General features: G+C 70.3%; 21 protein-coding genes, 1 pseudogene and 1 riboswitch. Of the genes and pseudogenes, 15 read left to right on the forward strand and 7 right to left on the reverse strand.

Going from position 1 to position 26,326, the window contains the following annotated elements; all coding sequences use genetic code 11:
• Window positions 1–27: 27 nt before the first annotated feature.
• Window positions 28–381 (forward strand): annotated as a pseudogene (locus HNR00_RS13030) (transposase); the annotation flags it as partial.
• 154 nt (window positions 382–535) lie between these two features.
• Here the strand turns inward: HNR00_RS13030 and HNR00_RS13035 are convergent.
• From HNR00_RS13035 to HNR00_RS13055, 5 genes are all read right to left on the reverse strand, one after another.
• A complete protein-coding gene (locus tag HNR00_RS13035; RefSeq protein WP_183569921.1) occupies window positions 536–1,882 on the reverse strand; it encodes a TolC family protein in 1,347 nt (448 codons plus the stop codon).
• Window positions 1,883–2,023: 141 nt separating this feature from the next.
• Window positions 2,024–2,857 carry an alpha/beta hydrolase gene (locus HNR00_RS13040; RefSeq protein ID WP_183569923.1) on the reverse strand — a complete coding sequence of 278 codons (834 nt, stop codon included), beginning with the start codon at window positions 2,855–2,857 and terminating at the stop codon, window positions 2,024–2,026.
• Window positions 2,854–3,444, reverse strand: a complete 591-nt coding sequence (locus HNR00_RS13045; protein WP_183569925.1) for a MaoC family dehydratase — start codon at window positions 3,442–3,444, stop codon at window positions 2,854–2,856. Before HNR00_RS13045 ends, HNR00_RS13040 begins: the two co-directional genes overlap by 4 nt.
• A 14-nt stretch (window positions 3,445–3,458) precedes the next feature.
• The gene (locus tag HNR00_RS25935; RefSeq protein WP_183569927.1) at window positions 3,459–4,652 is read right to left on the reverse strand and encodes a beta-ketoacyl-[acyl-carrier-protein] synthase family protein; all 1,194 of its coding nucleotides are present in this window, start codon (window positions 4,650–4,652) and stop codon (window positions 3,459–3,461) included.
• On the reverse strand, window positions 4,649–4,957 hold the full coding sequence (locus tag HNR00_RS13055; protein ID WP_183569929.1) for an acyl carrier protein: 309 nt from the start codon (window positions 4,955–4,957) through the stop codon (window positions 4,649–4,651). The genes HNR00_RS25935 and HNR00_RS13055 overlap by 4 nt, the downstream gene beginning before the upstream one ends.
• A gap of 258 nt (window positions 4,958–5,215) precedes the next feature.
• Between HNR00_RS13055 and HNR00_RS25800 the strand changes: the two genes are divergently transcribed.
• The 6 genes from HNR00_RS25800 to HNR00_RS13080 all read left to right on the forward strand — a co-directional run bounded on the left by HNR00_RS25800 (window position 5,216) and on the right by HNR00_RS13080 (window position 11,976).
• Window positions 5,216–5,344: a hypothetical protein gene (locus tag HNR00_RS25800; protein ID WP_281383314.1), complete on the forward strand. Its 129-nt coding sequence runs from the start codon at window positions 5,216–5,218 to the stop codon at window positions 5,342–5,344.
• 157 nt (window positions 5,345–5,501) lie between these two features.
• The gene (locus HNR00_RS13060; RefSeq protein ID WP_183569931.1) at window positions 5,502–6,419 is read left to right on the forward strand and encodes a lysophospholipid acyltransferase family protein; all 918 of its coding nucleotides are present in this window, start codon (window positions 5,502–5,504) and stop codon (window positions 6,417–6,419) included.
• Window positions 6,416–7,750 carry an HlyD family secretion protein gene (locus tag HNR00_RS13065; protein ID WP_246390590.1) on the forward strand — a complete coding sequence of 445 codons (1,335 nt, stop codon included), beginning with the start codon at window positions 6,416–6,418 and terminating at the stop codon, window positions 7,748–7,750. Before HNR00_RS13060 ends, HNR00_RS13065 begins: the two co-directional genes overlap by 4 nt.
• Window positions 7,751–7,815: 65 nt before the next feature.
• A complete protein-coding gene (locus tag HNR00_RS13070; RefSeq protein ID WP_183569933.1) occupies window positions 7,816–9,957 on the forward strand; it encodes a peptidase domain-containing ABC transporter in 2,142 nt (713 codons plus the stop codon).
• Between the two features lie 393 nt (window positions 9,958–10,350).
• Window positions 10,351–11,289 carry an urease accessory protein UreD gene (locus HNR00_RS13075; RefSeq protein ID WP_183570132.1) on the forward strand — a complete coding sequence of 313 codons (939 nt, stop codon included), beginning with the start codon at window positions 10,351–10,353 and terminating at the stop codon, window positions 11,287–11,289.
• Window positions 11,290–11,355: 66 nt separating this feature from the next.
• Complete coding sequence (locus tag HNR00_RS13080; RefSeq protein ID WP_183569935.1) at window positions 11,356–11,976, forward strand: urease subunit gamma; 621 nt, start codon at window positions 11,356–11,358, stop codon at window positions 11,974–11,976.
• 41 nt (window positions 11,977–12,017) lie between these two features.
• Here HNR00_RS13080 and HNR00_RS13085 read toward each other — a convergent pair whose 3' ends face one another.
• A complete protein-coding gene (locus HNR00_RS13085; RefSeq protein WP_183569937.1) occupies window positions 12,018–13,151 on the reverse strand; it encodes an RNA ligase in 1,134 nt (377 codons plus the stop codon).
• A 194-nt stretch (window positions 13,152–13,345) separates the two neighbouring features.
• On the opposite strand from HNR00_RS13085, the gene HNR00_RS13090 reads away from it, so the two are divergent.
• From HNR00_RS13090 to HNR00_RS13120, 7 genes are all read left to right on the forward strand, one after another.
• Window positions 13,346–14,671, forward strand: coding sequence for a solute carrier family 23 protein (locus HNR00_RS13090; protein ID WP_183569940.1), 1,326 nt, complete (start codon window positions 13,346–13,348; stop codon window positions 14,669–14,671).
• Between the two features lie 40 nt (window positions 14,672–14,711).
• Window positions 14,712–16,439 (forward strand): urease subunit alpha, encoded by a 1,728-nt coding sequence (ureC, locus tag HNR00_RS13095; RefSeq protein ID WP_183569942.1) that lies wholly within the window; start codon window positions 14,712–14,714, stop codon window positions 16,437–16,439.
• Window positions 16,439–16,939: an urease accessory protein UreE gene (locus HNR00_RS13100; protein ID WP_183569944.1), complete on the forward strand. Its 501-nt coding sequence runs from the start codon at window positions 16,439–16,441 to the stop codon at window positions 16,937–16,939. Before ureC ends, HNR00_RS13100 begins: the two co-directional genes overlap by 1 nt.
• Window positions 16,905–17,600 carry an urease accessory protein UreF gene (locus HNR00_RS13105; RefSeq protein ID WP_246390592.1) on the forward strand — a complete coding sequence of 232 codons (696 nt, stop codon included), beginning with the start codon at window positions 16,905–16,907 and terminating at the stop codon, window positions 17,598–17,600. The genes HNR00_RS13100 and HNR00_RS13105 overlap by 35 nt, the downstream gene beginning before the upstream one ends.
• Before the next feature lie 8 nt (window positions 17,601–17,608).
• Complete coding sequence (gene ureG, locus HNR00_RS13110) at window positions 17,609–18,238, forward strand: urease accessory protein UreG (protein ID WP_183569946.1); 630 nt, start codon at window positions 17,609–17,611, stop codon at window positions 18,236–18,238.
• Window positions 18,239–18,258: 20 nt separating this feature from the next.
• Window positions 18,259–18,801 (forward strand): HupE/UreJ family protein, encoded by a 543-nt coding sequence (locus HNR00_RS13115; protein ID WP_246390593.1) that lies wholly within the window; start codon window positions 18,259–18,261, stop codon window positions 18,799–18,801.
• 275 nt (window positions 18,802–19,076) lie between these two features.
• Window positions 19,077–19,278, forward strand: a riboswitch (cobalamin riboswitch).
• 123 nt (window positions 19,279–19,401) lie between these two features.
• Complete coding sequence (locus tag HNR00_RS13120) at window positions 19,402–21,528, forward strand: TonB-dependent receptor (protein WP_376770382.1); 2,127 nt, start codon at window positions 19,402–19,404, stop codon at window positions 21,526–21,528.
• A gap of 46 nt (window positions 21,529–21,574) precedes the next feature.
• On the opposite strand, the gene HNR00_RS13125 is transcribed toward HNR00_RS13120, so the two are convergent.
• A complete protein-coding gene (locus tag HNR00_RS13125; RefSeq protein WP_183569952.1) occupies window positions 21,575–26,038 on the reverse strand; it encodes a beta strand repeat-containing protein in 4,464 nt (1,487 codons plus the stop codon).
• Window positions 26,039–26,133: 95 nt separating this feature from the next.
• Here HNR00_RS13125 and HNR00_RS13130 point away from each other — a divergent pair, with 95 nt between their 5' ends.
• Window positions 26,134–26,325 (forward strand): hypothetical protein, encoded by a 192-nt coding sequence (locus HNR00_RS13130; RefSeq protein ID WP_183569954.1) that lies wholly within the window; start codon window positions 26,134–26,136, stop codon window positions 26,323–26,325.
• Window position 26,326: the final 1 nt, after the last annotated feature.

The following is a 26,326-nucleotide window of genomic DNA, read 5'->3' on the forward strand; positions in this document are numbered from 1 at the left end:
GTGGCAGGCCACGATGGGGTCCCGCCGATGGAGAAGAGCGCCGACGCCGACCGGCTCCTGCTGCGCGAGATGCTCGGCTTTGCGGCCGAGCGGTTAGGGAGAGGGAGGTGGGCGGCCTGACCGGGGCGGCCCACGGCGAGAAGAGCCCGGAGTGTCCGGTCCGGCGCAACCGCTACCGTGACCGGGACCGGCAGACGCGGGCCGGCACGGTCGAGCGGCATCCCGAAATTGCGCAAGGGCACCTACTTCCCCGGCTTCCTGGAGGCGCGGCGGATGGCCGAGCCCTTCGACAGGATCAGGGTGAGGGGCGAATGGCCGTATCTCCGGATCGATGCGACCTCCATGACGGTGCGGGACGCCGGCCGCATCGTCTCTGTGGCGGGGCGATCGGGCCGGCTCGACGCGATGGCGGTTCCGCGCAACCACCACAGCGTTGCCGTGCTGATGACGGCCGGCCGGAGGAGGGCGATGCGCCGATGGCGACGGCACCGATCACCCGGACCTGCGGATCGTCACCCCGCCCGACCTGATCGTATCAGGCCCGTAGCCGGTTCATCGCGGCGGCCAGCGCGTAGGTCGCCCGGTCGCGTGCGAATTCCAGATTGATCTTGGCGATGCGCGCCTCGGCGAGCTCGGCGACCGTGTTGAGCACGTCGACGGTGGTCATCGAGCCGAGACGCAGCTCCATCTGCCGGCCCTGCACGGCGCGGGCGATCTTGCGCACGCGCTGCTCGGCCTGCGCCACCTGCTGGATCGTCGAGCGGCGCTGGTGGAAGGCGGCGGTGGCCTGGGCGAGCAGCGCGCGCTCCAGGTCGAGCGCCTCGTAGTCCTTCTGGCGTGCGACGGCGTGCTCCCGGGACAGGTTCGAGAACGCGCCCGGCTGGTAGATCGGGATCAGGGCCTGGAGCAGCGTGGTCGTGTCCTGGACCTTGTAGGGCGTGTTGGAGACGATGCCCCGCCGCGCGTGGGTGAAGACGAGGTTGAGTTGCGGCGAGAACTGGGAATAGGCGGCGCGCGCCGTGTAGGCGGCCGCGTCGGCGGACAGGCGAGCGGCGGCGAGCCTGCCATTGCTGTCGAGCAGGATCCCGCGCAGCTCCTCGGCCGAGTTCGGCAGGAGGGCGTTGGGCACCTGCGGGAGCTGACTTGGATTGGCTCCCGCGCCCGCAAGGCGCGCCAACTCGATCTCGGCGGTCGCGAGGTTCGCCCGGGCCTGTTCGAGCGCGCTCTCCGCCGCCGTGACCCGGGATTCGGCCAGCGCGGCCTCCGCGTTGGTGGCGTCGTGCACCTCGCGGCGGACGGCGACGCTGCGAGAGACCTTCCGCACGTCGGCGAGCCCCGCCTCGCGCAGCCGCACGATGGCCCGATCGCGCAGCACGGCGAGATAGGCGCTCGCGGTGTCGAGGAGGATCTGCTGGGCCTTGTCGTTCTGGAGGCCCCGGCCCGCGGCCACCGCGCTGCGGGCCGCCTGCATGTCGTTGAAGCGCCGCAGCCCGTCGAAGAGGGGCATGGTGAGGAGGAAGCCCTCCTCGTTCGCCTGCCGCCGCGGGACGGTGTCGAGCGCGCTCGGGGCGAGGGGATCGGTGAAGATGTCGGGGGTGTAGGTGATCTTGCTGTCCAGCCGGCGGCTCACGGCATAGCCGACCGTCGGCAGGAAGGCCTCGTAGCTGCCCCGCAGCTGCGCCTCCACGCCGGCCTGCCGCTCGTCGTCGGCCTTGCGATCGAAACTGGAGCGCAGGGCCATGCCCATCACGGACTCGATCGACTCGGCCCGCGGCCGGGCCGTGCCCGTCCCGAGCAGGACCGCGCCGATCAGGAGCGTCGCGCCCGTCCGCCACGCGGATCGGCACGCACCGCTTCCCTGATCCGTGGACGCCGTCGCCATGTGGAGAGTCTTGCCCGCTCACGCCCCCGGCGCGCCCGGCTCCATCAAAGGCCAGTCATGGTTAATCGGCCGTGAAGGAAGAAGGACTGGACTTGGCCTCCGCCTCGACTGGTCGAATCGCTCTCCCGCCGCGGCGCGACCTCAAGGTTGCGGCGCGGCCCTCGCCGCGTCACGCTCCGGCAGGGCGGCGAGCCACGCTTCGAGCCGCGCCGCGGCGCCCGGGTCGTCGAGGACGCGGTGCCCGGCCCCCGCCACGGCCGCGAAGGCGACGTTCGGCCCGGCCCCGGCCACGAGGCGCTCGGCGTCCTCGACCGGAATCACCGGATCGTCGCGGCCGTGCAGAACGAGCATGGGCGCGCGCACCCGCGCGAGGTCGGCGGCCACGTCGAAGGGATCGCGCATTCCCGAGGAGACCGGGAACATCCAGTAGCGCCGTGCCGCGATCTCGCGGATCGAGCGGTAGGCGCCCGCGAGCACGACCCCGCCGACCGGGCGCTCCGCGGCGAGCCGCAGGGCCAGGCCCGAGCCGAGGGACTCGCCCAGCACCACGATGTCCCGCGGGGCGAAGCCGGCCTCGGTCGCGTGGCGGTAGGCGGCCTCGGCGTCGCGGGTGAGCCCGGCCTCGGAGGGCGCGCCCGTCGAGCCCCCGAAGCCGCGGTAGTCGATCGCCAGCACCGCGCCGTGGGCGGCGAGTTCGCCCACCCGCGGGGCGCGGTCGGCCAGCGACCCGCCGGTGCCGTGCAGGTACAGGATCAGCCGCCGCCGCTCGCTCGGGACAAACCACGCGACGAGGCTCACCCCCGCCTCGGCGGCGATGGATCGCACCCGCGCACCGGGCAGGCCGAGCGCCTCCGGCGGCAGGGCGCGGGGATCGGGATCGAACAGGAGCGGGCGCTGGGCGAGGTACAGGGCCGCCGCCGCCGCCCCGTAGAGGGCGGCGAGGAGACCGAGCCCAGCGGCGAGCGCCCGGATCACGCCGAGCGCGTCGGCGGCGGGCCGTCGGGCTCGGCGAGCACCAGCATCAGGGTCAGTTCGGCCCTCAGCACCGGCCGCACCGCCTCGCCAGCCTCGGCCTCCGAGTCGGCCTTCAAGTCTGCGTTCGAGTCGGTTTCCACGCAGGCCGAGAGCCGAAGTGCCACCTTGCCCTCGGGCAGGGCGCTCACCCCGTCGAGCACGAAGACGCCTCGCAGGCGCGTCCCGCAACGGACGGGCGCGAGGAAGCGCACCCGGTCGGCGCCGAGGTTGAGCGCCGCCCGCACGCAGGGATGCGCGGGCAGGATCTCGCCCGCGGCGGCGCCCAGCAGCGACAGGGTCAGGTAGCCGTGCGCCACCGTCCCGCCGAACGGCGTCTCGGCGGCGGCGCGCACGGGATCGACGTGGACGAACTGGCGGTCGCCCGTGGCGTCGGCGAAGCGGTCGATCCGCGCCTGATCGACGAGGGTCCAGGCGGAGACGCCGATGCGCGTGCCGATCCGCTCGCGCAGGCCGGCCAGGAAGGCCGCCGGATCGTCGCGCGGGGGGACGGCGGACCGGACGGGGGCGAGGGCGGGGGATGCAGTCACGGCGGGCCGCCTCCTCAGATCCGCCGCAGGACGAGGCTGGCGTTCAGTCCCCCGAAGGCGAAGGAGTTCGACATGGCCGCCGGGATCGGCATCGCCCTGGCGGTCAGCGGGATCGCGTCGATGTCGAGTTCGGTATCGGGGTCGTTCAGGTGGGCGGTCGGCGGGGCGAGCCCACGTCGCATGGCCAGCACGGTCGCCACCGCTTCCAGGCCGCCCGCCGCGCCGAGCGCGTGGCCGGTGGCGCCCTTGGTGGAGGAGGTCGGCGGAAGCGCGCCCGCGCCGAACACCGCGCGCATCGCCCGCACCTCGGTCAGGTCGTTGGCGCGGGTGCCCGTGCCGTGCGCGTTCACGTAGGCGATCTCGGCGGGCGAGAGGCCGGCGTCCTCGAGCGCCGCCCGCATCGCCCGTGCCATGCCCTCGGCGGTCGGCGCGACGATGTCGCCCGCGTCCGCCCCGGAGCCGAAGCCGGCCAGCGCCACCTCGGGGCGCAGGCCGCGGGCCCGCGCATGCGCCTCGCGCTCCAGCACCAGCACCCCGGCGCCTTCCGAGACGACCAGCCCGTCCCGGTCGCGGGAGAACGGCCGGCAGCCCGTGCGGCTCATGATCTTCATGGCGTTCCAGGCCATCAGGGTGCCCCGCGACAGCGGCGCCTCGGTCCCGCCGGTGATCGCCACGTCGACGAGGCCGCCGCGCACGAGCCCCGCCGCCACGCCGATCGCGTGGGTGGCCGAGGCGCAGGCGCTCGCCACCACGAAGCACGGCCCTCGCGCCCCGAAGGCGATGGAGACCCAACTCGCCGAGGAACTGCCCATCGCCCGCACGATCGAGAAGGGGTGGGGGCGCTTGGTCTCGACGAACAGCCGCTCGTACTGCGTGTCGAGGCTGGTGAGCCCGCCGCCGCCGTTGCCGAGCACCACCGCGACCCGCTCGGGCGCGACCGAGCCCGGCACGAGGCCGGCCTCGGTCAGGGCTTGGCGCGCCGCGGCCACCGCCAACACCGCGTTGCGGTCGCAGGCGGCCGGGACCGGGATCGGCAGGTCCGCGAAGGCCTCGCCCTCCTCGACCTCGCCGCAGATCACCCCCGATCCGGGCAGGGCCCGGGCCGGGGCGAAGGCGGAGCGGCCCGCCGTCAGGTTCGCCCAGAACGTCTCGACGTCGAGGGCGCCTGGGGCTGCGACCCCGAGTCCGGAGACGACGACGGCGCTCACGCGGCCCGCGCCTTTGAGGCCAGCGCCGCGCGGATCATCCCGACGACCTCGCCGAAGGTGATCTCGCCCGCCGGCTTCGTGTTGGCGTTGAAGTTGATCTCGACGCCGAAGCGGTCCTCGATCTCGAACACGATCTCGACGAGGTCGAGGGAGTCGATCTGCGCTTCGTCCATGGTGGTCTGCGCGGTCCAGGCCGCGTCCGGGCTCTTCAGGTATTTGCGCACGATCGTGAACAGACCGCCCTCCACGTCCTCTTCATTGGCGGCGGCGGACGGGCGGTCGATGGCAGTGCTGGCGGCGGACATGACGGCTCCTCGGCGGATCTTCGGTCGATACCCGAGCGAGTGTCATAAATGGAACGTGTGCGTGCAAGCAATTTATCAGTCATTAAGCAGTTTGTGTTCAGGATGGTAAACGTGCATTTCTGAGTAATGGCTTGAAATTGAGTCTACGCAGTCCGCATCAGTTGCTGGATACCTCTCGTAAACCTAGCTTTGTCCCGTGGCCAGCGAAGGGCCGCCCGGCGAGGCAGGAGCCGAGCCGGACTTCCACGGAGGCATCTGATGAAGAAGCTCGACCTCTCGACCCTCTCGACCGTGTCCGGCGGCACCGACAAGGGCCACGGCCACGACAAGGGCTACGACAAGGGCCACGACAAGGGTCACGGCCACAAGGGCAAAGACAAGTCCTGAGTCCAGGCGGGCCTGAGGCCCGTCGAGCGCTGCGAGCCGATCGCAGCGTTCGCCCCGATCTGAGTTGGGCGTGGGCGAGGGGGGTTCCGGGCTTCCGAGGGTCTCCCTCGCTCTCCCCGGTGTCGTCCCCGAACCGGCCTGCGCCGCCCGTGGCGCCATGATCGAGATCAGCCGATCCGACGCCTTCGTCGCCGGCCTGCCCCTGCGGATACGCCGTGGCCTCCTGCGCGCGTCCTGGCGGGCGCGCCGCCTGTCGCGAACGCCGCCGGGCTTCGGACTCGCGCCCGTCTTCGAATCGCTCCTGCGTGTTCCGCGCGCGGAGGCCGCCCGCCTCGACGGCGAGGCGGTCTACGCGGACCGGCTCCAGGAACTGGAGTGGCTCGCCCTGCTCAACCGCCCGCACCGCGACATCGCCGCGGACCTGCGCCGGCTGCGGGTCGCCGGGCGCGCCCTGTTCGAGCGCGCCGCCACGGGCGGCAAGCCCGTGATCCTCGCGCCCATCCACATGGGCTGCTTCGTCCTGCCGCTGGCCGGGCTGATCCACAACACCTTCCGCGGCCGGCGCATGCTGATCCTGCGGGCGCGCGAGGATCATCCGCTCGAGACGCGGGTGATGGAGCGGATCAACGAGGCGGGCGTCGAGATGCGCTTCCTCAATGTGCGCGACAAGCAGGACTATATCGACGCGATCCGCTTCGCCCGGACCGGCTCGGTGATCGTCTCCTTCCTCGACCTGCCCGCGAGCTACGGTGTGGCCGCGGACACGACCCTGTTCGGACGCCCGGTGCGGCTGGGCCTCGGCATCGACGGCCTCGCCCGGCTGACCGAGGGAACGGTGATCCCGCTCTCGGTGACCTCGGGCGTGGCGGGCGACGAACTCCACGCCAGCGAGCCGTTCGAGGTGGCCGACAACGCCCCCGAGACCCGGCGCGGGGTGGTGGACCGCGTGCGCCGCCACATCGAGGCCTCGGTGCTGCGCGCGCCCGAGCAATGGGCGATGTGGCCACGCCTCGACGAGTTCCTGGTCGACGACGCCCCCACGTCCGTGCCCCCCGCGCAGGGAGCCGCCGCATGACCCCGTCCGGTGAACCGGAGGCTCCCGCCCCCGCCTCCGAGATGCGCCTCGCCGAAACCCACGGCGGCCTGGCCCCGTCGGAGCGTCCGGTCCAGGCGATCCCCGCCGCGCGCGTCCTGCAGACGATCGACCTGCGCCAGGATCGCAGCGCGAGCGTCGCGGCGCTGCTCGTCGTGGCCATCGTCGGCGCGGTGATCGCGGGATTGTGGTTCGGGCGCTTCGCGCAGACCGAAAGCGTGCGCGGGATCGTGGCCGCCACGGGCGGATTCGCGCGCATCGACGCACCGCGTGCCGGGATCGTCACCCGCATCGACGTGGGCCAGGGCGCCGCGGTGCGGCCCGGCCAGACGCTCTTCGCCCTGCGGATGGGCACCGCCACGGCGGGCGGCGAATCCGCCGTCGAGGCCGAGATCCGCAATCTCCGGCAGACCCGCAAGGGGCTTCAGGACGAGATCGCCCGCGCCGACGCCTTCATCGCCGAGGCCACGCGCCAGCAGGAGCAGATCGAGGCCGACCAGAAGCCCTTCTACGCGGGCCTCGCCGAGCAGACGAAGCGCAACCAGGCCGCGGTCGAGAAGACGCGGGCGACGGTGCGCCGCGTCGCGGCCTATGTCCGGCAGGGCGACGCGACCCGCGACCTTCTGGAGCAGCACGAGCGCACCGCCTTCGACTACGAGCGGCAGGTGGCCGAGCTGCAGCTCAAGCGCATGGAGTATCAGCGCCAGGACACCGAGCGGAAGCGCGCCTTCCGGGAACTCGTCGTCGCCAGGCAGTCGCAGCGGGCCGAGGCACAGGGCCGGATCGAGACGACCGACAGCCGGCTCGCCTCCCTGCGCACCGAGGCGCTCCTCGAGGTCCAGGCCCAGCACGCGGGCACGGTGCTGGCGCTCGCGGCCAAGGTCGGCGACTCGGTCAAGGCCGGCCAGTTCGTGGCCGCGGTGGGCGATCCCGACGCCGCGCCGGTGATCGTCGTCGAGGCCCCCGCCCGGGCGGTCGGCCTCGCCAAGGTCGGGCAGCGGGTCGTGCTCAAGTACGACGCCTTCCCCTTCAAGACCTTCGGCATCCACCACGGCACGGTGAGCTACATCTCGCAGGCCGCCATCCGCGGCACGCTCTCCGAGGAGCGCCAGGAGGGCGGGCTCGACCCGCGGCCGGTGCCGCTGCAATCGGCCTACCGCATCGAGATCGTGCCCGACCGGGCCGATGTCGACGCCTACGGCGAGCGGGTGCCGATCCGGATCGGCTCGACGCTCTCGGCCGACATCGTGGTCGAGCGCCGTCGTCTGATCGACTGGATGCTCGACCCGATCCGGGCCCTGCGCGGGCGCTGAGCTCGCAATTCCCACGATCCCCGGCGGGACGCCGCCGGGGCCGGTCCAGTTCGGGGACGCCGCCGATGTTCGCCGCCACCTTCGCCCGATTCTCCGGCAGCCCGCACCGGCGGCCGGTCCGCAGCGTCATGCAGAGCGAGTCCATGGAGTGCGGCCTGGCCTGCCTCGCCATGGTCGCCAACGCCCATCGCCACGACCTCGACCTGCCCTACCTGCGCGCGCTGTTCCCCCCCTCGCGCCGCGGCATGACCTTCGCCGAACTCGTCGAGGTGGCCGGTCAGATCGGGCTGGACGCGCAGGGGCTCGGCGTCGCCAACGTGGGCGAGCTCGCCCAGGTGAGCTGCCCGGCGATCCTGCACTGGAACGGCAACCACTTCGTGGTGCTGGAGAAGGTCGTGCGCGGGGCCTTCCACATCCACGATCCGGCCTTCGGCCTGCGCGTCTACGCCCGCGAGGACGTGGAGCGGCACTTCGGCGGCGTGGCGCTGGAATTCGAGCCCCGGGTCGACTTCAAGGCCGTCAAGGCCCAGCGCAAGTCGCTGTTCTGGAGCGTCTACCGCTCCTGCCGCGGCATCGAGCACACGATCGGGATGATCGCCGTGCTGTCCTTCGCCGCGACCCTGTTCACGCTGGCCACGCCCATCTTCCTCCAGACGGCCATCGACACGGTGATCCCGCAATACGACCTCGATCTGCTGACGGTCGTGATCGTCGGCCTGATCCTGTTCAGCGCCTTCGAGGCGGTCTCGCGCTGGCTGCGCGACGTGATCACGCTGCGCGCGGCGACGATGTTCGAGATCCACTTCACGCGCAACATCATCGGCCACGCCTTCCGCCTGCCGGTCGGCTTCTTCGAGGCCCGCCATCCCGGCGATTTCGTCACGCGCGTCAACTCGGTCGACCACATCAAGACTTTCCTGGTGACCGGCTTCGTCTCCTCGATCGCCGACGGCACCATGTCGATCCTGCTGATCGCCATGATGACCTACTACTCGCCCACCATGACGGCGGCCTCGCTGGGCACCCTCGCCGCCGCGATCCTGGTGCGCTTCGCGACCTACCCGCAGATCGCCCGCTCGACCGCCCAGTCGCTCGAGTCGCGCTCCGAGGAGCAGGCCCGCCTGCTCGACGGCCTCAACCAGATCGCCGCGCTGAAGGTCAGCAACTCGGGCGGGTTCTTCACGCTGAAGTGGCTGGAGAGCTTCACGCGCTTCGCGAACTTCAGCTACCGCTCCAAGAAGCTCTCCATCGACGCGGACCTGTTCCTGCACCTGATCTTCATGCTCGGCACGGTCGCGACCCTCTACATGGGGGTCGTCGACGTCATGAAGAGCACCCTCTCGGTCGGCGTGCTCTACGCCTTCTTCGCCCTGCGGACCTCGTTCTTCAACAGCATGAACGAGCTGATCATGAGCCTCCTGCAGCTCTCGGTGATGCGCGTGCACTTCGCGCGGCTCGACGACGTGCTCAACGAGGCGCCCGAGCCCGCGAGCGAGGGCGTCCACATCGCCCGGGTGATTCGGCGCGGCGTCAGCCTGGAGGACGTGGCGGTGCAGTTCGGCGCGAGCCAGCGCCCGCTTCTCTCCGACGTGAACCTGACGATCGACACCGCCCGCCACGAGACGATCGCGATCATCGGCCAGTCGGGCTGCGGCAAGTCCTCGCTGCTGCGCATCCTGGCGAGCCTGCACACGGCCCCGCGCGGGCGCGTCGTCGTCGACGGGCGCTCGCTCGACGAGTTCGGCGTGCACGAGTACCGCGCCAATATCGGCTGCGTCTTCGCCGACGACAGCCTGTTCGCGGGCACGGTCGCCGAGAACGTCGCCCTGCACGCCCCCGACGTGAGCCAGGACCGGATCGAGGCGGCGCTGGAGCAGGTCGGCCTGCTCGACGCGGTCCAGGGCCTGCCCCAGGGCTACGCGACGCTGCTCTCCGACGAGAGCCCGCTGCTCTCGACCGGCCAGCGCCGCCGGCTGATCCTGGCCCGCGCCCTGTGCCGGCGGCCCCGCCTGCTCCTGCTCGACGAGGTGACGGCCAATCTCGACCCGGCCTCGGAGGCCGAGCTGGTCCAGACGCTGATCCGCTTCCCCGCCGCCAAGGTGTTCGTGACCCATAGCGGCCACGTCCTGCCCTTCGCCGACCGCGTCCTGAAGGTCAGCGGAGGCCGGCTCGTGGATGTCACCCCGGAGAGCGCCGAGGCGGCCTGATCGTCGCCGGCGCCGAATGAGACGCGAACGGCCGCACACGAACGGCCCCTTCGACAGGCTCGGGATGAGGACTCGAGCGCTGCTGGCGCAGCCTGGGCGAGGACATGATCGACGGCACGTCTTCGAGGACCTCGATCATGGCTCGCGAGCTTCCGCGATCCATAGTCTCCTGCAACGCGATGCGCCCGCATCAGGCCCTCGGCGGCATCCCGAAGGCTTTCCCGACCGCCCTGATCGTCAACGGACCGACCCACCGCGATCAACGGATCGCCCAACATCCACACGATGGCGCTGATGTCGTCGCTCGGCCGCGAGGGCTGGGCACGGACGAAGTCCGCAGAGGTGATCTCCGCAGGGCGATCCCGGCGGCTCTGCGCCCTCGATGCCGGCCCCATGGACCGGCCGCCGGTTGCCCGGCGGGCGCGCCCGCGCCAGGAAGGGCGGGGGCCGGAGGGTCCCGCCACCCGTCCGAGGGCCCGAGCCATCCCCGCCTCCCCGCTGTCCTGCCCCACCCCCTTACCGCGGCAGCGCTCGCGCGGGTGTGTCGATCTCCATGTCGGTCCCGTCGGGGCGGGCGGGCCGACACGGCTGCGCGACATCGCGGAATCCGGCCCGTCGCGGCTGCGCTTCCCTCGGCAAGCCGGGACGATGGAGGGCATCCTCGTCAACACGGCCGGCGGCATCGCCTGCGGCGACGATTTTAGCGTCTCCGCCCGGCTCGATCCGGGCGCCGACCTCGTGCTGACGACCGTGGCGGCCGAGAAAGTCTACCGCTCCGACGGCCCTGTGAGCCGCGTCCACAACCGCCTCGAGCTCGGAGCCGGCGCCCGGCTCGCGTGGCTGCCGCAGGAGACGATCCTGTTCGACCGCGCGCGGCTGCGCCGGAGCTTCGAGGCCGATCTCGCCGCCGACGCCGCCCTGATCGTGGCCGAAATCACCGCCTTCGGCCGCGCCGCGCGGGGCGAGACGTTGGAGGACGCCCTGTTCGAGGACGTCTGGCGGGTGCGGCGCGCCCACAGACTCGTCTATGCCGACACCGTGCGGCTGGAGGGCCCGGTCTCGGCCCTGCTCGCCCGCGCGGCCATCGGCGGCGGGGCGCGGGCGATGGGCACGATCCTCGATTGTTCGCCCGGCGCCGAAGGCCGGATCGAGGAGGCCCGCGCCTGCCTCGAAGCGGCGGGCCCCGGCGGCACCGAGGCCGCCGCGAGCGCCTGGAACGGGCATCTCGTCCTGCGCCTGCTCGGCCCTGAGGTCGGGTCCTTGCGCGAACGCGTCGCCCGCTTCCTGTCCGCCTATCGCGGCGTGCCGATGCCGCGCGTGTGGCAGACTTGACAGGACGGCGGTCTCGCACGCCCCGTGCATGGTCCGCGCGAAATCGAAAAAATCCGGAGAGCGCCCGTGCTCCTCACCCCCCGCGAGAAAGACAAGCTTCTGGTCGCCATGGCGGCGCAGGTGGCCCGCAACCGGCTGGCGCGGGGGGTGAAGCTCAACCACCCGGAGGCGGTGGCGCTCATCACCGATGTCGTCGTCGAGGGCGCCCGCGACGGGCGCTCGGTGGCCGAACTGATGCAGGCCGGCGCCCACGTGCTCACCGCCGATCAGGTGATGCCGGGCATCCCCGAGATGATCCACGACATCCAGGTCGAGGCGACCTTCCCCGACGGCACCAAGCTCGTCACCGTCCATCACCCGATCCGCGGCGCGCCCTCCCAGGACGTGCCGGGTACGGTGACGACGCTGCCGGGCGACATCGAACTCAACGCGGGCGCGCCGCGTACCGTGGTCACGGTCGCCAACACCGGCGACCGGCCGATCCAGGTCGGCTCGCACTACCACTTCTTCGAGGTGAACCCCGGCTTGCGTTTCGACCGGGAAAAGGCCCGCGGCCAGCGCCTCGACATCGCGCCGGGCACCGCCGTGCGGTTCGAGCCGGGCTCGACCCGCGACGTGACGCTGGTGCCGCTCTCGGGCTCCCGCACCGTCTACGGCTTCCGCGGCGAGGTGATGGGCCGGCTGTGACACCGGCCCACCCCCACGCACGCGTCAGGGCAGGGCGCGCCTCACGGCTCGATCTCCGGCAGGGCGAGGTCGTCCACGCTCCAGGCCATGCCGAACAGGTCGCGCACGGCCTCGACCCGGCCTTCGCTCCCCGCCGCGTAGGTCAGCAGCCCCCCGATCACGCCGCGCGGGTCGCGCCCGTCATAGGCCTCGAAGGCGGCCTTGGTCAGCCGCTTGTCGAAGCGCCGGAAGGCAAGCGCGGCGTAGTCCTTGCGCGGCAGGCCGCGGTGCTCGGCCGCGAAAGCGCGGATGTCGGCGGCATGCGCCGCAGCCCGCGTTTCGATGGTCGCCTGATAGGCGAGCAGCCGCGCGGCCGCCGCCTCGGGCAGGATCGGCACCACGTCGTCGACGGCGCCCGCCGCGACCCAGGCCAGCACCGTCTTCTCCAGCCGCACGCCGGTGAGCGCGCGGTGGCGCAGCACGTAGCCGTCGGTCTTGAGCTTGAGTCGATGACCGTCCTCGAACGCCAGCACGTAGCCCTCGATGCCGGCCTCGCGGCGGGCCCGGGCGACGAACGCGGCGGCGTCCGCGAGCGGGGGCCCGGCCCGCACCACGGCGACGCCGAAGCGCGCCCCGAGCCGCACCAGCTCGGCCTGCGGCAGGTAGGCGCCGCTCACCATCGCCCGCGCCGCGAGCAGGGTGAGCGCCGGCCGCTCGTAGGCCACCACGATGCGGTTGTCCGGCGCGGTGAACTCGAAGATCGGCGTGATGCCGCCCGCGAGCAGGTGGTCGGCGAGATCGAGGAGGCCCGGATCGGCATGGCGTTGCGCCGCCGCGGCCTGCCCGGTGGCGCCCATCCGGGTCATGAACACGGTCGCGCCGTCGAGCCTGACCGGATGCACCATCGAGCCGTCGAGCTTGTCGAGCACGTGATGGGGCGCCGACCAGTCGATCTGTTCGATCCGCTGGCGCTCGCCGAGATTGAAGAACTTGTGGAAGGGCCGGCCGATGATCCGCCCGTCGCGGTCGAACTTCAGGCCGCGGCATTCCAGAGCCATGGCGGAGCTGAAGGTCTCGGGGACGGTGTAGACGTAATCGATCACCGTATGGTCGGGCCGTCGCGAGACGACGAAACCCCGATCGAAAGAAACGTGCGGTGTGACTTGGTCGAGATGTTCGATATTCGGGAATGTCATGTCCGTATCTTTTGCTTGAGGCGACGACGGGCGAAACCGGCACTAAATTTGCTGGAATACGGGCGACAAATTCGGTTCGCGATGAGCTTACGGTTCGACATGACGGTCTCCTTGTCCGACAAATCCGTCGGCGATTCGGTTATGAGCCGGGCGCGGTGCGGTGAGCAAGGCGGCGCGCCGCGAGAGGATCGGTCGTGAGCATTTTCCCCCACTGGCGCCTCAAGACCTCCGGCGAGGTCGCGCCCGACGAGCGGCTGCCCGCCGGCCAGACCCTGGTGCTCGGGCTCCAGCACGTCGTCGCGATGTTCGGCTCGACCGCGCTGGCGCCGATCCTGATGGGGTTCGACCCCAACACCGCGATCCTGTTCTCCGGAATCGGCACGCTGCTGTTCTTCGTGCTGACGGGCGGGCGGCTGCCGTCCTATCTCGGCTCCAGCTTCGCCTTCATCGCCGTGGTGATCGCCGCCACCGGCTATGCCGGCACCGGGCCGAACCCGAATATCGGCGTCGCGCTCGGGGGCATCGTCGCCTGCGGCGTGGTCTACGCGGCTATCGGGCTCGCCGTGCACCTGTCGGGCACCGCCTGGATCGAGCGGCTGATGCCCCCCGTCGTCACCGGCGCCATCGTCGCGGCGATCGGGCTCAACCTCGCGCCCGTCGCCGTGAAGAGCATCTCGGGCGCCGGCTTCGACACCGCGATGGGGCTGGTGACGGCGTTGCTCGTCGGGCTCGTGGCGGTGCGCGGGCATGGGCTCGCGCGGCGCCTGCCGATCCTGATCGGGGCGGGCCTCGCCTACGGGCTCTATCTCGTCCTCGCCAACGGGCTGGGGCTCGCCAAGCCGATCGACTTCGCTCGCCTCGGGGAGGCCGCCTGGATCGGCCTGCCGCATTTTTCGGCGCCGGTCTTCACCGCGCCCGCCATGGTGCTGATCGCGCCGGTCGCCCTCATCCTGGTCGCGGAGAACCTCGGCCATATCAAGGGGATCGCCGCGATGACGGGGCGCGACTACGATCCCCTCATCGGCCGCGGCTTCCTCGCCGACGGGCTCGCCACGATCCTGTCCGGGTTCGGTGGCGGCACCGGCGTGACGACCTATGCCGAGAACATGGGCGTGATGGCGGTCACCCGCATCTACTCGACGCTGGTCTTCGTCGCCGCGGCGGGCTTTGCCATCCTTCTCGGCTTCTCGCCGAAATTCGGCGCCCTGGTGCTGACGATCCCCGGGCCGGTCGTCGGCGGGCTGGCGCTCGTGGTGTTCGGCCTGATCGCCGCCACCGGCGGACGCATCTGGGTGCAGGACCGGACCGACTTCTCCGACGCCCGCAACCTCGTCACCGCGGCGGTCGCGCTGATCGCGGGCGCGGGCGACCTGACGGTGCGCCTGGGCGACTTCGCGATGGGCGGCATCGGCACCGCGACCTTCGGGGCGATCCTGGTCTACCACCTGCTCGGGTCCGGCCCCGCCCTGGTCGGCGAAGCCATTCATGGGGCTCCGCCCCAGACCCCGCCAAAGGGATGATCCCTTTGGGATCCCGATATCTCGCCGACGAGGGACACTGATGAGCACGCAGATACCCCCGGCCTCGCTGCCGCGTGGCGCCTACGCCGCCATGTTCGGACCCACGACCGGCGACCGCATCCGGCTGGCCGATACCGGCCTCGTCATCGAGGTCGAGCGCGATCTCACCACCTACGGCGAGGAGGTGAAGTTCGGCGGCGGCAAGGTGATCCGCGACGGCATGGGCCAGAGCCAGGTGACCAACGCCGCGGGCGCGGTCGACACCGTCATCACCAACGCGGTCGTCCTCGACCATTGGGGCATCGTGAAATGCGATGTCGGCCTCAAGGGCGGGCGCATCGTCCGGCTCGGCAAGGCCGGCAACCCGGACATCCAGCCGGGCGTCGACATCGTGGTCGGGCCGGGCACCGAAGTGATCGCGGGGGAGGGGAAGATCCTCACCGCGGGCGGCTTCGACAGCCACATCCACTACATCTGCCCGCAGCAGATCGAGGAGGCGCTCTGCTCCGGCGTCACGACCATGCTGGGCGGCGGCACCGGGCCGGCGCACGGGACGCTGGCCACCACCTGCACGCCGGGCCCCTGGCACCTCGCCCGGATGATCGAGGCCGCCGACCATTTCCCGATGAACCTCGCGTTTGCCGGCAAGGGCAACGCCTCGCTGCCCGGCGCCCTGGAGGAGATGGTGCGGGCGGGCGCCTGCGCGCTGAAACTCCATGAGGATTGGGGCACGACCCCGCAGGCCATCGACACCTGCCTCACGGTGGCGGATGCCCACGACGTGCAGGTGATGATCCACTCCGACACCCTCAACGAGGGCGGCTTCGTCGAGGACACGATTCACGCCTTCAAGGGCCGCACCATCCACGCCTTCCACACCGAAGGGGCGGGGGGCGGCCACGCGCCGGACATCATGAAGGTGGCGGGGCTCTCGAATGTGCTCCCGTCGTCGACGAACCCGACGCGCCCCTACACCAAAAATACCATCGACGAGCATCTCGACATGCTGATGGTGTGCCATCACCTCGACCCGTCGATCCCCGAGGATCTCGCCTTCGCCGAGAGCCGGATCCGGAAGGAGACCATCGCGGCCGAGGACATCCTGCACGATCTCGGCGCGCTCTCGATGATGTCCTCCGACAGTCAGGCGATGGGCCGGGTCGGCGAGGTGGTGATCCGCACGTGGCAGACCGCCGACAAGATGAAGCGCCAGCGCGGCGCCCTGCCCGGCGACGCTTCCGGCAACGACAACCTGCGCGCCCGCCGCTACGTGGCGAAATACACGATCAACCCGGCGATCGCCCACGGCGTGTCGCGCCATATCGGCTCGGTGGAGCCGGGCAAGCTCGCCGACCTCGTGCTGTGGTCGCCCGCCTTCTTCGGCGTGAAGCCAGACCTCGTGCTGAAGGGCGGCATGATCGCCACCGCGCCGATGGGCGACCCCAACGCCTCGATCCCGACGCCCCAGCCGGTGCATTACCGCCCGATGTTCGCCAGTTACGGCCGGGCGCCCTTCGCCACGGCGCTGACCTTCGTCTCCAAGGCGGCGATCGAGGACGGACTCTCGGCCCGGCTCAGGGTCAACAAGGAATTGGTCGCCGTCGAGAACACCCGCGAGGGAATCTCGAAGAAGAGCATGATCCTCAACGACGCGACGCCCGTGATCGAGATCGACCCCGAGACCTACGACGTGCGCGCCGACGGCGAGCTTCTGGTGTGCGAGCCGGCGGAGGTGGTGCCGATGGCGCAAAGGTATTTCCTGTTCTGATGCAGCGCGCCCGAACCCTCATCCGCCGCGATGCGCTCACAAGCGGCGAGATCGTCGACCGCGTCGTGCTCGACCACGGCGACCGGCATCGGCGCCGGATCGCCATGCGCGGCGTCGGCGGCACCGCGTTCCTGCTCGACCTCGCGCAGGCGACCGTGCTCGACGACGGGGACGCCCTCGTCCTCGACGACGGCCGTCTCGTCTGGGTCGAGGCGGCGCCCGAGCGCCTGCTGGAAATCCGGGCGCCCACCGACCATGCCCTCAAGCGCCTGATCTGGCATATCGGCAACCGGCACATCCCCGCCGAGATCGGGGCGGAGGCCGTGTGGATCGCGCAGGATCACGTGCTCGCCGAGATGGTGCGGGGGCTGGGCGGCAGCGCCGAGCCGGTGGAGCGGCCGTTCCGCCCCGAGGGTGGGGCCTACGAGGGCGGGCACGGCCACGCGCATTCGCACGATCACGATCATGATCACCACCACGGCCATCACCGGCATGATTGAGGCGCTGCGGCTGATGGCGTGGCTGTCGCCGGCCTATCCGGTCGGGGGCTTCGCCTATTCGCACGGCCTCGAATGGGCGGTGGAAGCCGGCATCGTGGCCGACGAGGCGGGTCTTTCGGAGTGGCTCGGCGACGTGCTGGAGCGGGGCTCCGGGCGCAACGACCTGATCCTGGCCGCCCACGCCCACGCTGCGGCCGGGGAGGGCGCCGTCCTGGAGGCGGTCAACGACCTCGCCCTGGCGATGGCGCCCTCGCGGGAGCTCCACTTGGAGACGAGCCAGCAGGGCCGCAGCTTCCTCGACGCGACGCTCGCGGCCTGGCCCTGCCCGGCCCTCGACGCGGTCGCGCAAGCCCTGCCCGGGCCGGTGGCGCTGCCGGTGGCCGTCGGCGCGGCGGCCTCCGCCCACGGCATGGCGCGCGGGCCGGTGCTCGCGGCCTACGGGCTCGCCTTCGTCCAGGCCATCGTCTCGGCCGCGCTCCGCGTCGCGCCGATCGGGCAGGCGGCCGGCACCCGCGTGGTCGCCGCGCTGGCTCCGCGGGTGGTGGCTCTGGCCGAGGCGGTCGAACCGCTCGGCCTCGACGCGCTCGGCTCGGCCACGCTTATGGTCGATCTCGGCTCGTTCCGGCACGAGACCCAGTATTCCCGGATCTTTCGCTCGTGAGGCTCGCAATGACAGAGGCGACGACATCCGCGAACGGCCCCTTACGCGTCGGCATCGGCGGCCCCGTCGGCTCCGGCAAGACGGCGCTGATGGAGCAGTTGTGTAAGCGGCTGCGCGATGCCTACGACATCTGCGCCATCACCAACGACATCTACACCAAGGAGGATGCCCGCCTCCTCACGGTCGCCGGGGCGCTGCCCGAGGAGCGGATCATGGGCGTCGAGACGGGCGGCTGCCCGCACACGGCGATCCGCGAGGACGCCTCGATCAACCTCGCGGCGGTGGCCGAGATGCGCCGCCGCTTCCCCGATCTCGACGTGGTGCTGATCGAATCCGGCGGCGACAACCTCGCCGCCACCTTCTCGCCGGAACTGGCCGACCTCACCCTCTACGTCATCGACGTGGCGGGCGGGGAGAAGATCCCGCGCAAGGGGGGGCCGGGCATCACCCGCTCCGACCTCCTCGTCGTCAACAAGACCGACCTCGCCCCCCTCGTCGGCGCGGATCTTGCCGTGATGGAGGCCGACACCCGCCGCATGCGGGGAACCCGGCCCTACGTCTTCGCCTCGCTGCGCGAGGGGCACGGGGCCGACGCCATCGCCCGCTTCGTCGTCGAGTCCGGGGGACTCGCCAAATGATCTTTGTTCGGAGAACCCGCATGATCTCTCGCTCCTTGGTGCCGGCAGCAATGCTCGTGCTCCTGCCCGGCGCGGCGCTGGCCCATCCGGGCCACGGCGAGGCGATGGGCTGGGCCGCGGGCTTTGCCCATCCGGTCGGCGGCGCCGACCACGTCCTGGCGATGGTCGCGGTCGGCATCATCGCCGGCCTCGTCGGCGGGCGGGCGCTCTGGCTGCTGCCGGCCTGCTTCCTCGGCATGATGACGCTGGGCGCGGGCGGGGCCATCGCCGGCCTCGACCTGCCCTTCGTCGAGCCGGCGATCCTCGCCTCCGTCGCGGCCTTCGCCGTGATGGCTTCTTGCGCCCGGATGATCCCGCTCGCGGCGCTGGCCGGCCTCGTCGGCGCCTTCGCCGTCTTCCATGGGGCGGCGCACGGGGCCGAGATGCCCGAGACCGCCTCGGGCCTCGCCTACGGCCTCGGCTTCCTCGCCGCGACCGCCGGGCTCCACGCGGCCGGCCTCGCCGCCGGGCTCGGGCTGACGCGGGTGCTGCCGCGCGCCAGCGCCGCGCCCCAAGACGCCTGATGCAGCTCCCCCGTCATCGCGAGGCGGAACTGACGCGATCCAGCGCTCCGCATTCTCCGAAGAGGGCGAGCCGCTGGATGAAGCGGTCCCGAGCGCGCCTCCTCTGGACAGTGCGGAGCACTGGATTGCTTCGGCTTCGCCTCGCAATGACGGGGAGAGGCAGCGACCGAAGCGGTCGTCCGGTCACCGTATCACGGGTGTCTCCCACGGGGCACAGCCGCACCGCTTCGCGGCCGGCGCGCCCGCTGGCGCGTTGACGGTGCAGGCGAGCGCCGTGCTAGCGTGAGCGTGACGGTTCCCCTCGGGGATCAAAAGGGAACGCGGTAAGGGTTTTTCGAGCCCGATGCCGCGGCTGCCCCCGCAACTGTGAGCGGCGAGCCTTCCGCCACCTGTGTCACTGGATGCGCCGCATCCGGGAAGACGGTGAGAGGGCCGCGACCCGCGAGCCAGGAGACCTGCCGTCAGCCGTGGTCACACGCGAGGCGCGTCGGGCGGGGTGCACCGATGGGTTGCCGGGGACGGCACCGATCCTGCTCAGGGCTCGGAGGTGTCCACGGCTTCGTTCGCGGTGACGTGCCACTGCCGTTGCCCGAGGCCCCCGTGTCCGATCCCCGTTCCCCGACCGTCCTGCGTCTGGCGGCGCTCGCCGCCGCGCTCCTGCCGCTGCCCGCCGTCGCGCAGGAGGCGGTCACGCTCGACGAACTCTCCGTCGCGAGCCAAGCGCCGTCGGCGCCCGCCGCCTTCTCGGCCAGCGCCGGTTACGTCGGCGGCGTCACCGGCATCGGCGGCGCGCTCCAGCCGGAGGCGTCGGCGAGCGGCGGCATCGTCTCCGGCGCGCAGGTCAACGCCCGGCCCGTCACCCGCCCCGGCGAGGTGCTGGAGGCGGTGCCCGGCCTGATCGTCACCCAGCATTCGGGAGAGGGGAAGGCCAATCAGTTCTTCCTGCGCGGGTTCAACCTCGACCACGGCACCGACATCGCCCTGTTCGTCGACGGCATGCCGGTCAACATGCGCACCCACGCCCACGGCCAGGGCTATGCCGACCTCAACTTCCTGATCCCCGAACTCGTCGGCGCGGTGGAGTTCCACAAGGGCCCCTACTTCGTGCGCGACGGCGACTTCGCCTCCGCCGGCTCGGTGCGGATCGACTATCTCGACACCGTGGCCAGGAACGTCGCCCTGACCTCGATCGGTTCGTTCGGCTACAAGCGCGCGCTCACCATCGCCTCCGCACCGCTGGGTGAAGGCAACCTGCTGGTCGCGGGCGAGGCGCAGACCTACGACGGGCCTTGGGACGTGCCGGACCGCCTGAAAAAACTCAACGGCGTCCTGCGCTACAGCCAGGGCACGGCGCTCGACGGCTTCTCCGTCACCGGCATGGCCTATTGGGCGAAGTGGAACGCCACCAACCAGATCCCGGAACGCGCGGTTGCGGAAGGCCTCATCGGCCGCTTCGGCACCCTCGATCCGACGGATGGCGGCGACACCGGCCGCTTCTCGCTGTCGGGCCGCTGGAGCCACACGGGCGAGGCCGGGATCACCCGGGCCAACGCCTACCTCATCCGCTACCGGATGAATCTGTGGAACAACTTCACCTACTTCCTCAACGATCCCGATAACGGCGACCAGTTCCGCCAGCTCGACGACCGGGTGCTCGGCGGCGCGGAAGTCAGCCACGTCGTCCCCGGTGACCTCTTCGGGATGCCGATGGAGAACGAGATCGGGGTGCAGACCCGCACCGACTCGATGCGGGTCGGCCTGTTCAACACCACGCGGCGGCAGTTCCGCTCGCCCGTGCTCGACGATCAGGTGCTGGAGACGAGCGCGGCGTTCTACGCCGAGAACCGGGTGCGCTGGACCGACTGGCTGCGCACCAGCGTGGGCTTCCGGGCCGACGGCTACTGGGCCGATGTCCGCTCGAACCTCGCCGGCGGCGCCTCCGGCCGACCCAGCGACGGCATCGTCAGCCCGAAGCTCGGCCTCGTGCTCGGGCCCTGGGCCGACACCGAACTCTATCTGAATTACGGCGGCGGCTTCCACTCGAACGACGTGCGCGGCGTCATCGCCACCGGCGATCCGGCGGGCGCGCTCGGCGTGCCGCGCGCGCCGTTCCTCGTGCCCTCGACCGGCTACGAGATCGGCCTGCGCAACCGCTCGATTGCCGGGCTGGAGACGGCAATCGCCCTGTTCCGGCTCGATCTCGCCTCGGAGAACCTGTTCCAGGGCGATTCCGGCACCACCGAGCCGAGCCGCCCGACCCGCCGCTTCGGCGTCGAGTGGACCAACCGCTACGCGCTGACCCCCTGGCTCCAGTTGGAGGGCGACCTGACGGTGACGAATGCGCGCTTCGCCGACCGCGTCCCGGATGCCGGCCGCCGCGTGCCCGACGCGCCGACCACCATCGCCTCGGCCGGGATCGGCTTCGGCGAGACCGAGGGCTGGTTCGGGTCCTTGCGCTTCCGCTATTTCGGCCAGCGACCGCTGATCGAGGACAATTCGGTGCGCTCGCGGGCAACCGCTCTGCTCAACGGCCGGATCGGCTACGCCTTCGGCAACGGCGTCAGCCTGTCGCTCGACGTCCTGAACCTGACGAACGCCAAGGCCGACCAGATCACGTACTATTACGTGTCCCGTCTGTCCGGCGAGGGTGCGGACGGTGTTCCCGACCGCCACTTCCACCCCGTCGAGCCCACCGCCGTGCGGCTGACGCTCGCCGGGCGCTTCTGACGAACGGGCGGGGGGGCCGTGATCGCCCCGCCCGTTCGTGACGGCCTCACACCACCAGGAAGTCGGCGTGTGTGAGCGCCGCCTTGTTGTCGAGAACGGCGAACTTCACCGCCGCGCCGCTGCCCGAGCCGTCCGCGTCGTAGAACAGCTCGCCCGTCGTCTGCTTGTACAGGATGCGGTCGCCCGCATCCGCATTGCCCGTGCTGATGTTCTTGAACGCGCCCTCGGCGAGCTGCCCCGGCGCCAGCGCGGAAAAGACGCTCTTCGACAGCCGCACCGTGTCCTCGGCCGCGAAGTCGACGATCCGGTCGACGTTGCCCGCGCCGAGCGCCGTCGAGAAGGCGAAGCTGTCCGCTCCGCCCCGGCCGGTCAGCACGTCGCCGCCGCCCCGGCCGTCGAGCACGTTGGCGCCGTTGTTGCCCACCAGCGACTGCCCGAATTCGTTGCCGGAGAGGTTGAACCGCGCCGAGCCGGTCGAGGCCAGCAGCTGCAGCGCCTCGATCTCCTGGCCGGCCCCGAGCGCGTAGCTCGCCGTCGCCAGCACCGTATCGCGCCCGCCGCCCGCCGCCTCGGTGATGCGGTCGCCGAGATTGTCGACGATGTAGGTGTCGCCGCCGCCGCGCCCCGTCATCGCATCGCGGCCGATACCGCCGTTGATGACGTTGGCGCCGTTGTTGCCCACCAGCGACTGGCTGATCGCGTTGCCGGTCAGGTTCAGGTTGGCCGAGCCGGTCGCGGCGAGCAGTTGCAGCCCCTCGATCTCCTGCCCGGCTTGGAGCGTGTAGCTCGTCGAGGCGAATACCCGGTCGACGCCCCCGCCCGAGGCCTCGAACACGAGGTCCCCGGCATTGTCGACGACGAAGGCGTCGTTGCCGGTCCCGCCCGTCAGCCGGTCGGCGCCCGCGCCGCCGTTGAGGGTGTCGGCGCCCGCCCCGCCGTTGAGCGTGTCGATGCCGTCGAGCGTGGTGAAGGTGTCGGCGCCGGAGCCGCCGGTCAGCGTGATGTTGCCGATGCTGGTGGTGGTGGTGCCGTCGCCGACCAGCGTGGTGGTGCCGCCGACGCTCTGCATGACGAAGCGCAAAGCCGCGGTGGCGCCGGAGCGGTCGATGATCGCGCTGTCGCTGTCCTGGCCGCCGAGCAGCACGTCGCGCCCGCCCAGGCTGATCAGGGTGTCCCGGCCGGCCCCGCCGTCGAGGCGGTTGTTTCCGGCATTGTCGCGCAGGGTGTTGGCGAGTTCGTTGCCGGTGAGGTCGAGGCTGGCGGTGCCGACGGCGAGTTCCAGCGTCTCGATCGACTGTCCGGCGGCCAGGACGTAGCTGACCGAGGCGCGGACGGTGTCGCTGCCCTCGCCGGCCCGCTCGAACACGCGGTCGCCGACATTGTCGACGCGATAGGTGTCGTTGCCGGCCCCGCCGGTGAGGCTGTCGGCGCCGCCCGCCCCGTCGAGGGTGTTGGCGCCGGCATTGCCGATCAGGGCATTGGAAAAGCCGTTGCCGGTCAGGCTGCGGGCGGCGGTGCCGGCGGGGTCGGCGAGCCGCAGGGTCTCGATCTCCTGGCCGATGCCGAGCGTGTAGCTGCCGCTGGTGACGACGGTGTCGTTGCCCTCGGCCCCGGCCTCGAACACCAGATCGTCGTTGCCGTCGACGATGTAGGTGTCGTCGCCCGCCCATCCGATTAGGCGGCTGGCGCCGCCGTTGCCGATCAGCGTCTGGCCGAACTCGTTGCCGATCAGATCGAAGGAAGCGCTCGACCGGCCGTCGCGGAAGCGGAACGTCTCGATCGAGTCGCCGGCGCCGAGGGTGTAGCTGACCGAGGTGACGACGGTATCCGATCCCGCATTCGCCCGCTCGATGACCGCGTCGTTCAGGTCGTCCACGTCGTAAGTGTCGTTTCCGGCACCGCCGTTGAGCTGATCGGCGCCCCCGCCGCCGTCGAGCACGTCGTCCCCGCTTCCGCCCTGGATCTGGTTGCGGAACTCGTTGCCGGTCAGCTTGACGGGGACGCGGCTGGAACCCGTGCTGAAAAAGAGCCTTTCGACCTCGGACCCGGCCGACAGCGTGAAGTCGACGGACGTGTAGACCGTATCCGCGAGGCCCTCGCCGACCGCTTCGATAACTTGATCGCCGGAATTCAATACATAGTATATGTCGTTTCCTATTCCGCCGAGCATACGATCTATGCCTGCACCACCGTCCAGCGTGTCATCGCCGCCATTTCCGATCAGAATATCGCTTCCCCCAAGTCCGTAAAGTTTATTACTTTGCTTGTTTCCGGCAAGGCTGTTATCGGACGCATTGCCAGTTCCTGAAAAAGAGTCAAAGTAGTAATCCAGATAATCGCGAAGAATAGCATTTTCTATATTCGCTGACAAGATGACGCTGAAATTGGTGGAGATCGTATCGATGCCGCCGCCCGCCTGCTCCTCGACCACATCCTTCGCGTTATCGAGGTAGTAGGCATCGTCGCCGGAGCCGCCGATCATGCGGTCGATCCCGCGATTGGCGTCAGTCCCATCGAGGGTGTCGTTACCGCTGCCGCCATCAAGGGTATCGCTACCCAAGCCACCTGTGAGGATATCGTCGCCGTCGAGCCCGCTGAGGACGTTGTTCCCCGACGTGCCGGCGATCACGTTGGCGAGGCCGTTGCCGGTCCCGGAAAGGCCGGCGGTGCCGGTCAGCACGAGATCATCGAGATTCGCGCCGAGCGTGGTCGAGAGGAAGGCGATGACGGTATCGCGCCCGGCCCCGGCCGCCTCGACGATCGTGTCGCCCACGTCGTCGACGTAGTAGCGATCGTCGCCGATCCCGCCACGAAGGATGTCGGGGCCGCGCCCGCCGTCGAGGATGTCGTTGCCGGCGGCGCCGCTCAGATCGTCCCGCCCGGCATTGCCGACGAGGGTGTCGTTGCCGCCGCCGCCATCGGCCTTGTCGTTGGCCGAGGAGAGCAGCACCGTCTCGCTGCTGCCGTCGCCGACGAAGGTCTGGGCACCGGAATGCGCCCGGACCTTGACGGTGAAGCTCTGGCCGTTGACCGCCGCCAGAAAATCGCCGTCCCGATCGTAATCGAGACCGAACGTCACGGTCTCGCCATAATTGGAATACGCCTCCGCGGGTGACCCGTCTCCCTTCGAGACTGTGGCGGTCACGAGGCTTCCGGTCTGGCCCGCGGGACGCGGCACATCCAAGACCAGGAGTCCATCGCTGTCGATGGCGTAGGAGTAGTCACCGAAGGAAACGGTGCCGCCGTCGCGGCTGAAGACCGGCTTGCCCGTGACCGGGACGCCGAAGAAGCTGCCGTCGTCGAGGAAGGAGAGCGGCGTGACCGCGCCGGTTCCGAGGCCCTTGAGGAAGACATCGAGCCCCCCGTTGATGTCGTTCGGGACGAGGTTGGCCGCCGTGCTCCGGAAGGCGATTGATCGGCCGTCCGGAGAGAACACCGCGTCGGTCGAATCACCGTTGCCCGCCACGCCGGAGGACGAGGTGGACACGAGGGTGACCGTGCCCGTGGCGATGTCCTTCACGAACACGTCCGAGAAGCCGTTCGCGTCGCCGGCCACGAGGTTGTCGGCCCTGCTGTGGAAGATGAGCTTGGTCCCGTCGGGCGACACGTCGAGGCCGCCGGACGCGGCGTTGGCCTGCCCGCCCGAGGCCGAGGTGGACACCCGCGTCACCGCGCCGGTCTCGAGGTTCTTGAGGAACACGTCGGCGACGCCGTTGGTGTCGCCCGCCACGAGGTTGCTGGACGTGCTGACGAAGGCGACGAACTTACCGCCGTTCACGAAATGCGCTTCGGTGGCCGTGCCGTTGCCGGCCGCACCCGACGACGATGAATTGACTTCGAATACAGCTCCTGATTTCATGTTGAGCGCCAAATAACTATACGATCTCTCATCATCAGGCTCAAGAGAGGCAACGCGCAGCAAGGCAGACAAGCTGTCGTCCGAGACGTAAGACTCGACGCCATAGCTTTCGAATTCCTTGAGAACAACGGGTTCGGACATGGCATCGACATCCACACGCAGCACGCGCGTGGATGTATTGGAATAATCGGCGTATTCGTATTCTATATAGTAGAAAAATTTGGAGTCCGTCGTAAATGAAACAGACCAATACGTAGAAGCATAGTCAAAAGGGCTGCTAGTGTAAGTGATTTTCTCACCTGTTATTTTGTTTTCGATTGTATATGTCCGATATTCTCTTGTAAATGATTTCTCGCCATCGGGGGATATGACCGTCACATTCTTGGGGTCGGGCGCCACGACCGGATCGAATGTTTCGTGAAGCGGCAGCGGCTGCTGAGAGTACGCATAGGTAACAGGAGAGCTTGCCACGAATCGACCCCATCTTCGCCTTGTTTGCCAAAGCTTGGCACGTCGCGTGTGAAGCAACGCGCTACAGTGGTTGTACCCAAAAAATTTCAACCTGACGAGAGCCGATCGGCGACACTGTCTTGAAGAGACGACGAGGTGTCGCGAAGAAACCCGGCCGGACGCGCATCGCGCGGCCGGCATAATGGTGCAAGCGCCCCACCGTGGCGCGATGACGCCCGTCCTCGCAGCCAGCAAAATCAGAATTATATGCCCGGCTTTCGCGACAGGAGGTCATCGTGAGGAAGCCGGAGAAGCCGGGCACGCAGGACAGCAAGACGCAGGAGGGCGGGGCGCTCGGCAATATCGACGAGCAGACCGGCGACCCCGGCAAGGGCACGTCGGGGGCGACGATGCGGCCCGAGGACAACCCCGACCCGTCGAAGGACCCCAAGCCCGAGACGCCTGGGGACGCGGACAAGCCGGGCTGAG

This window comes from Methylorubrum rhodinum, assembly GCF_014199935.1.
GTDB lineage: Bacteria > Pseudomonadota > Alphaproteobacteria > Rhizobiales > Beijerinckiaceae > Methylobacterium > Methylobacterium rhodinum.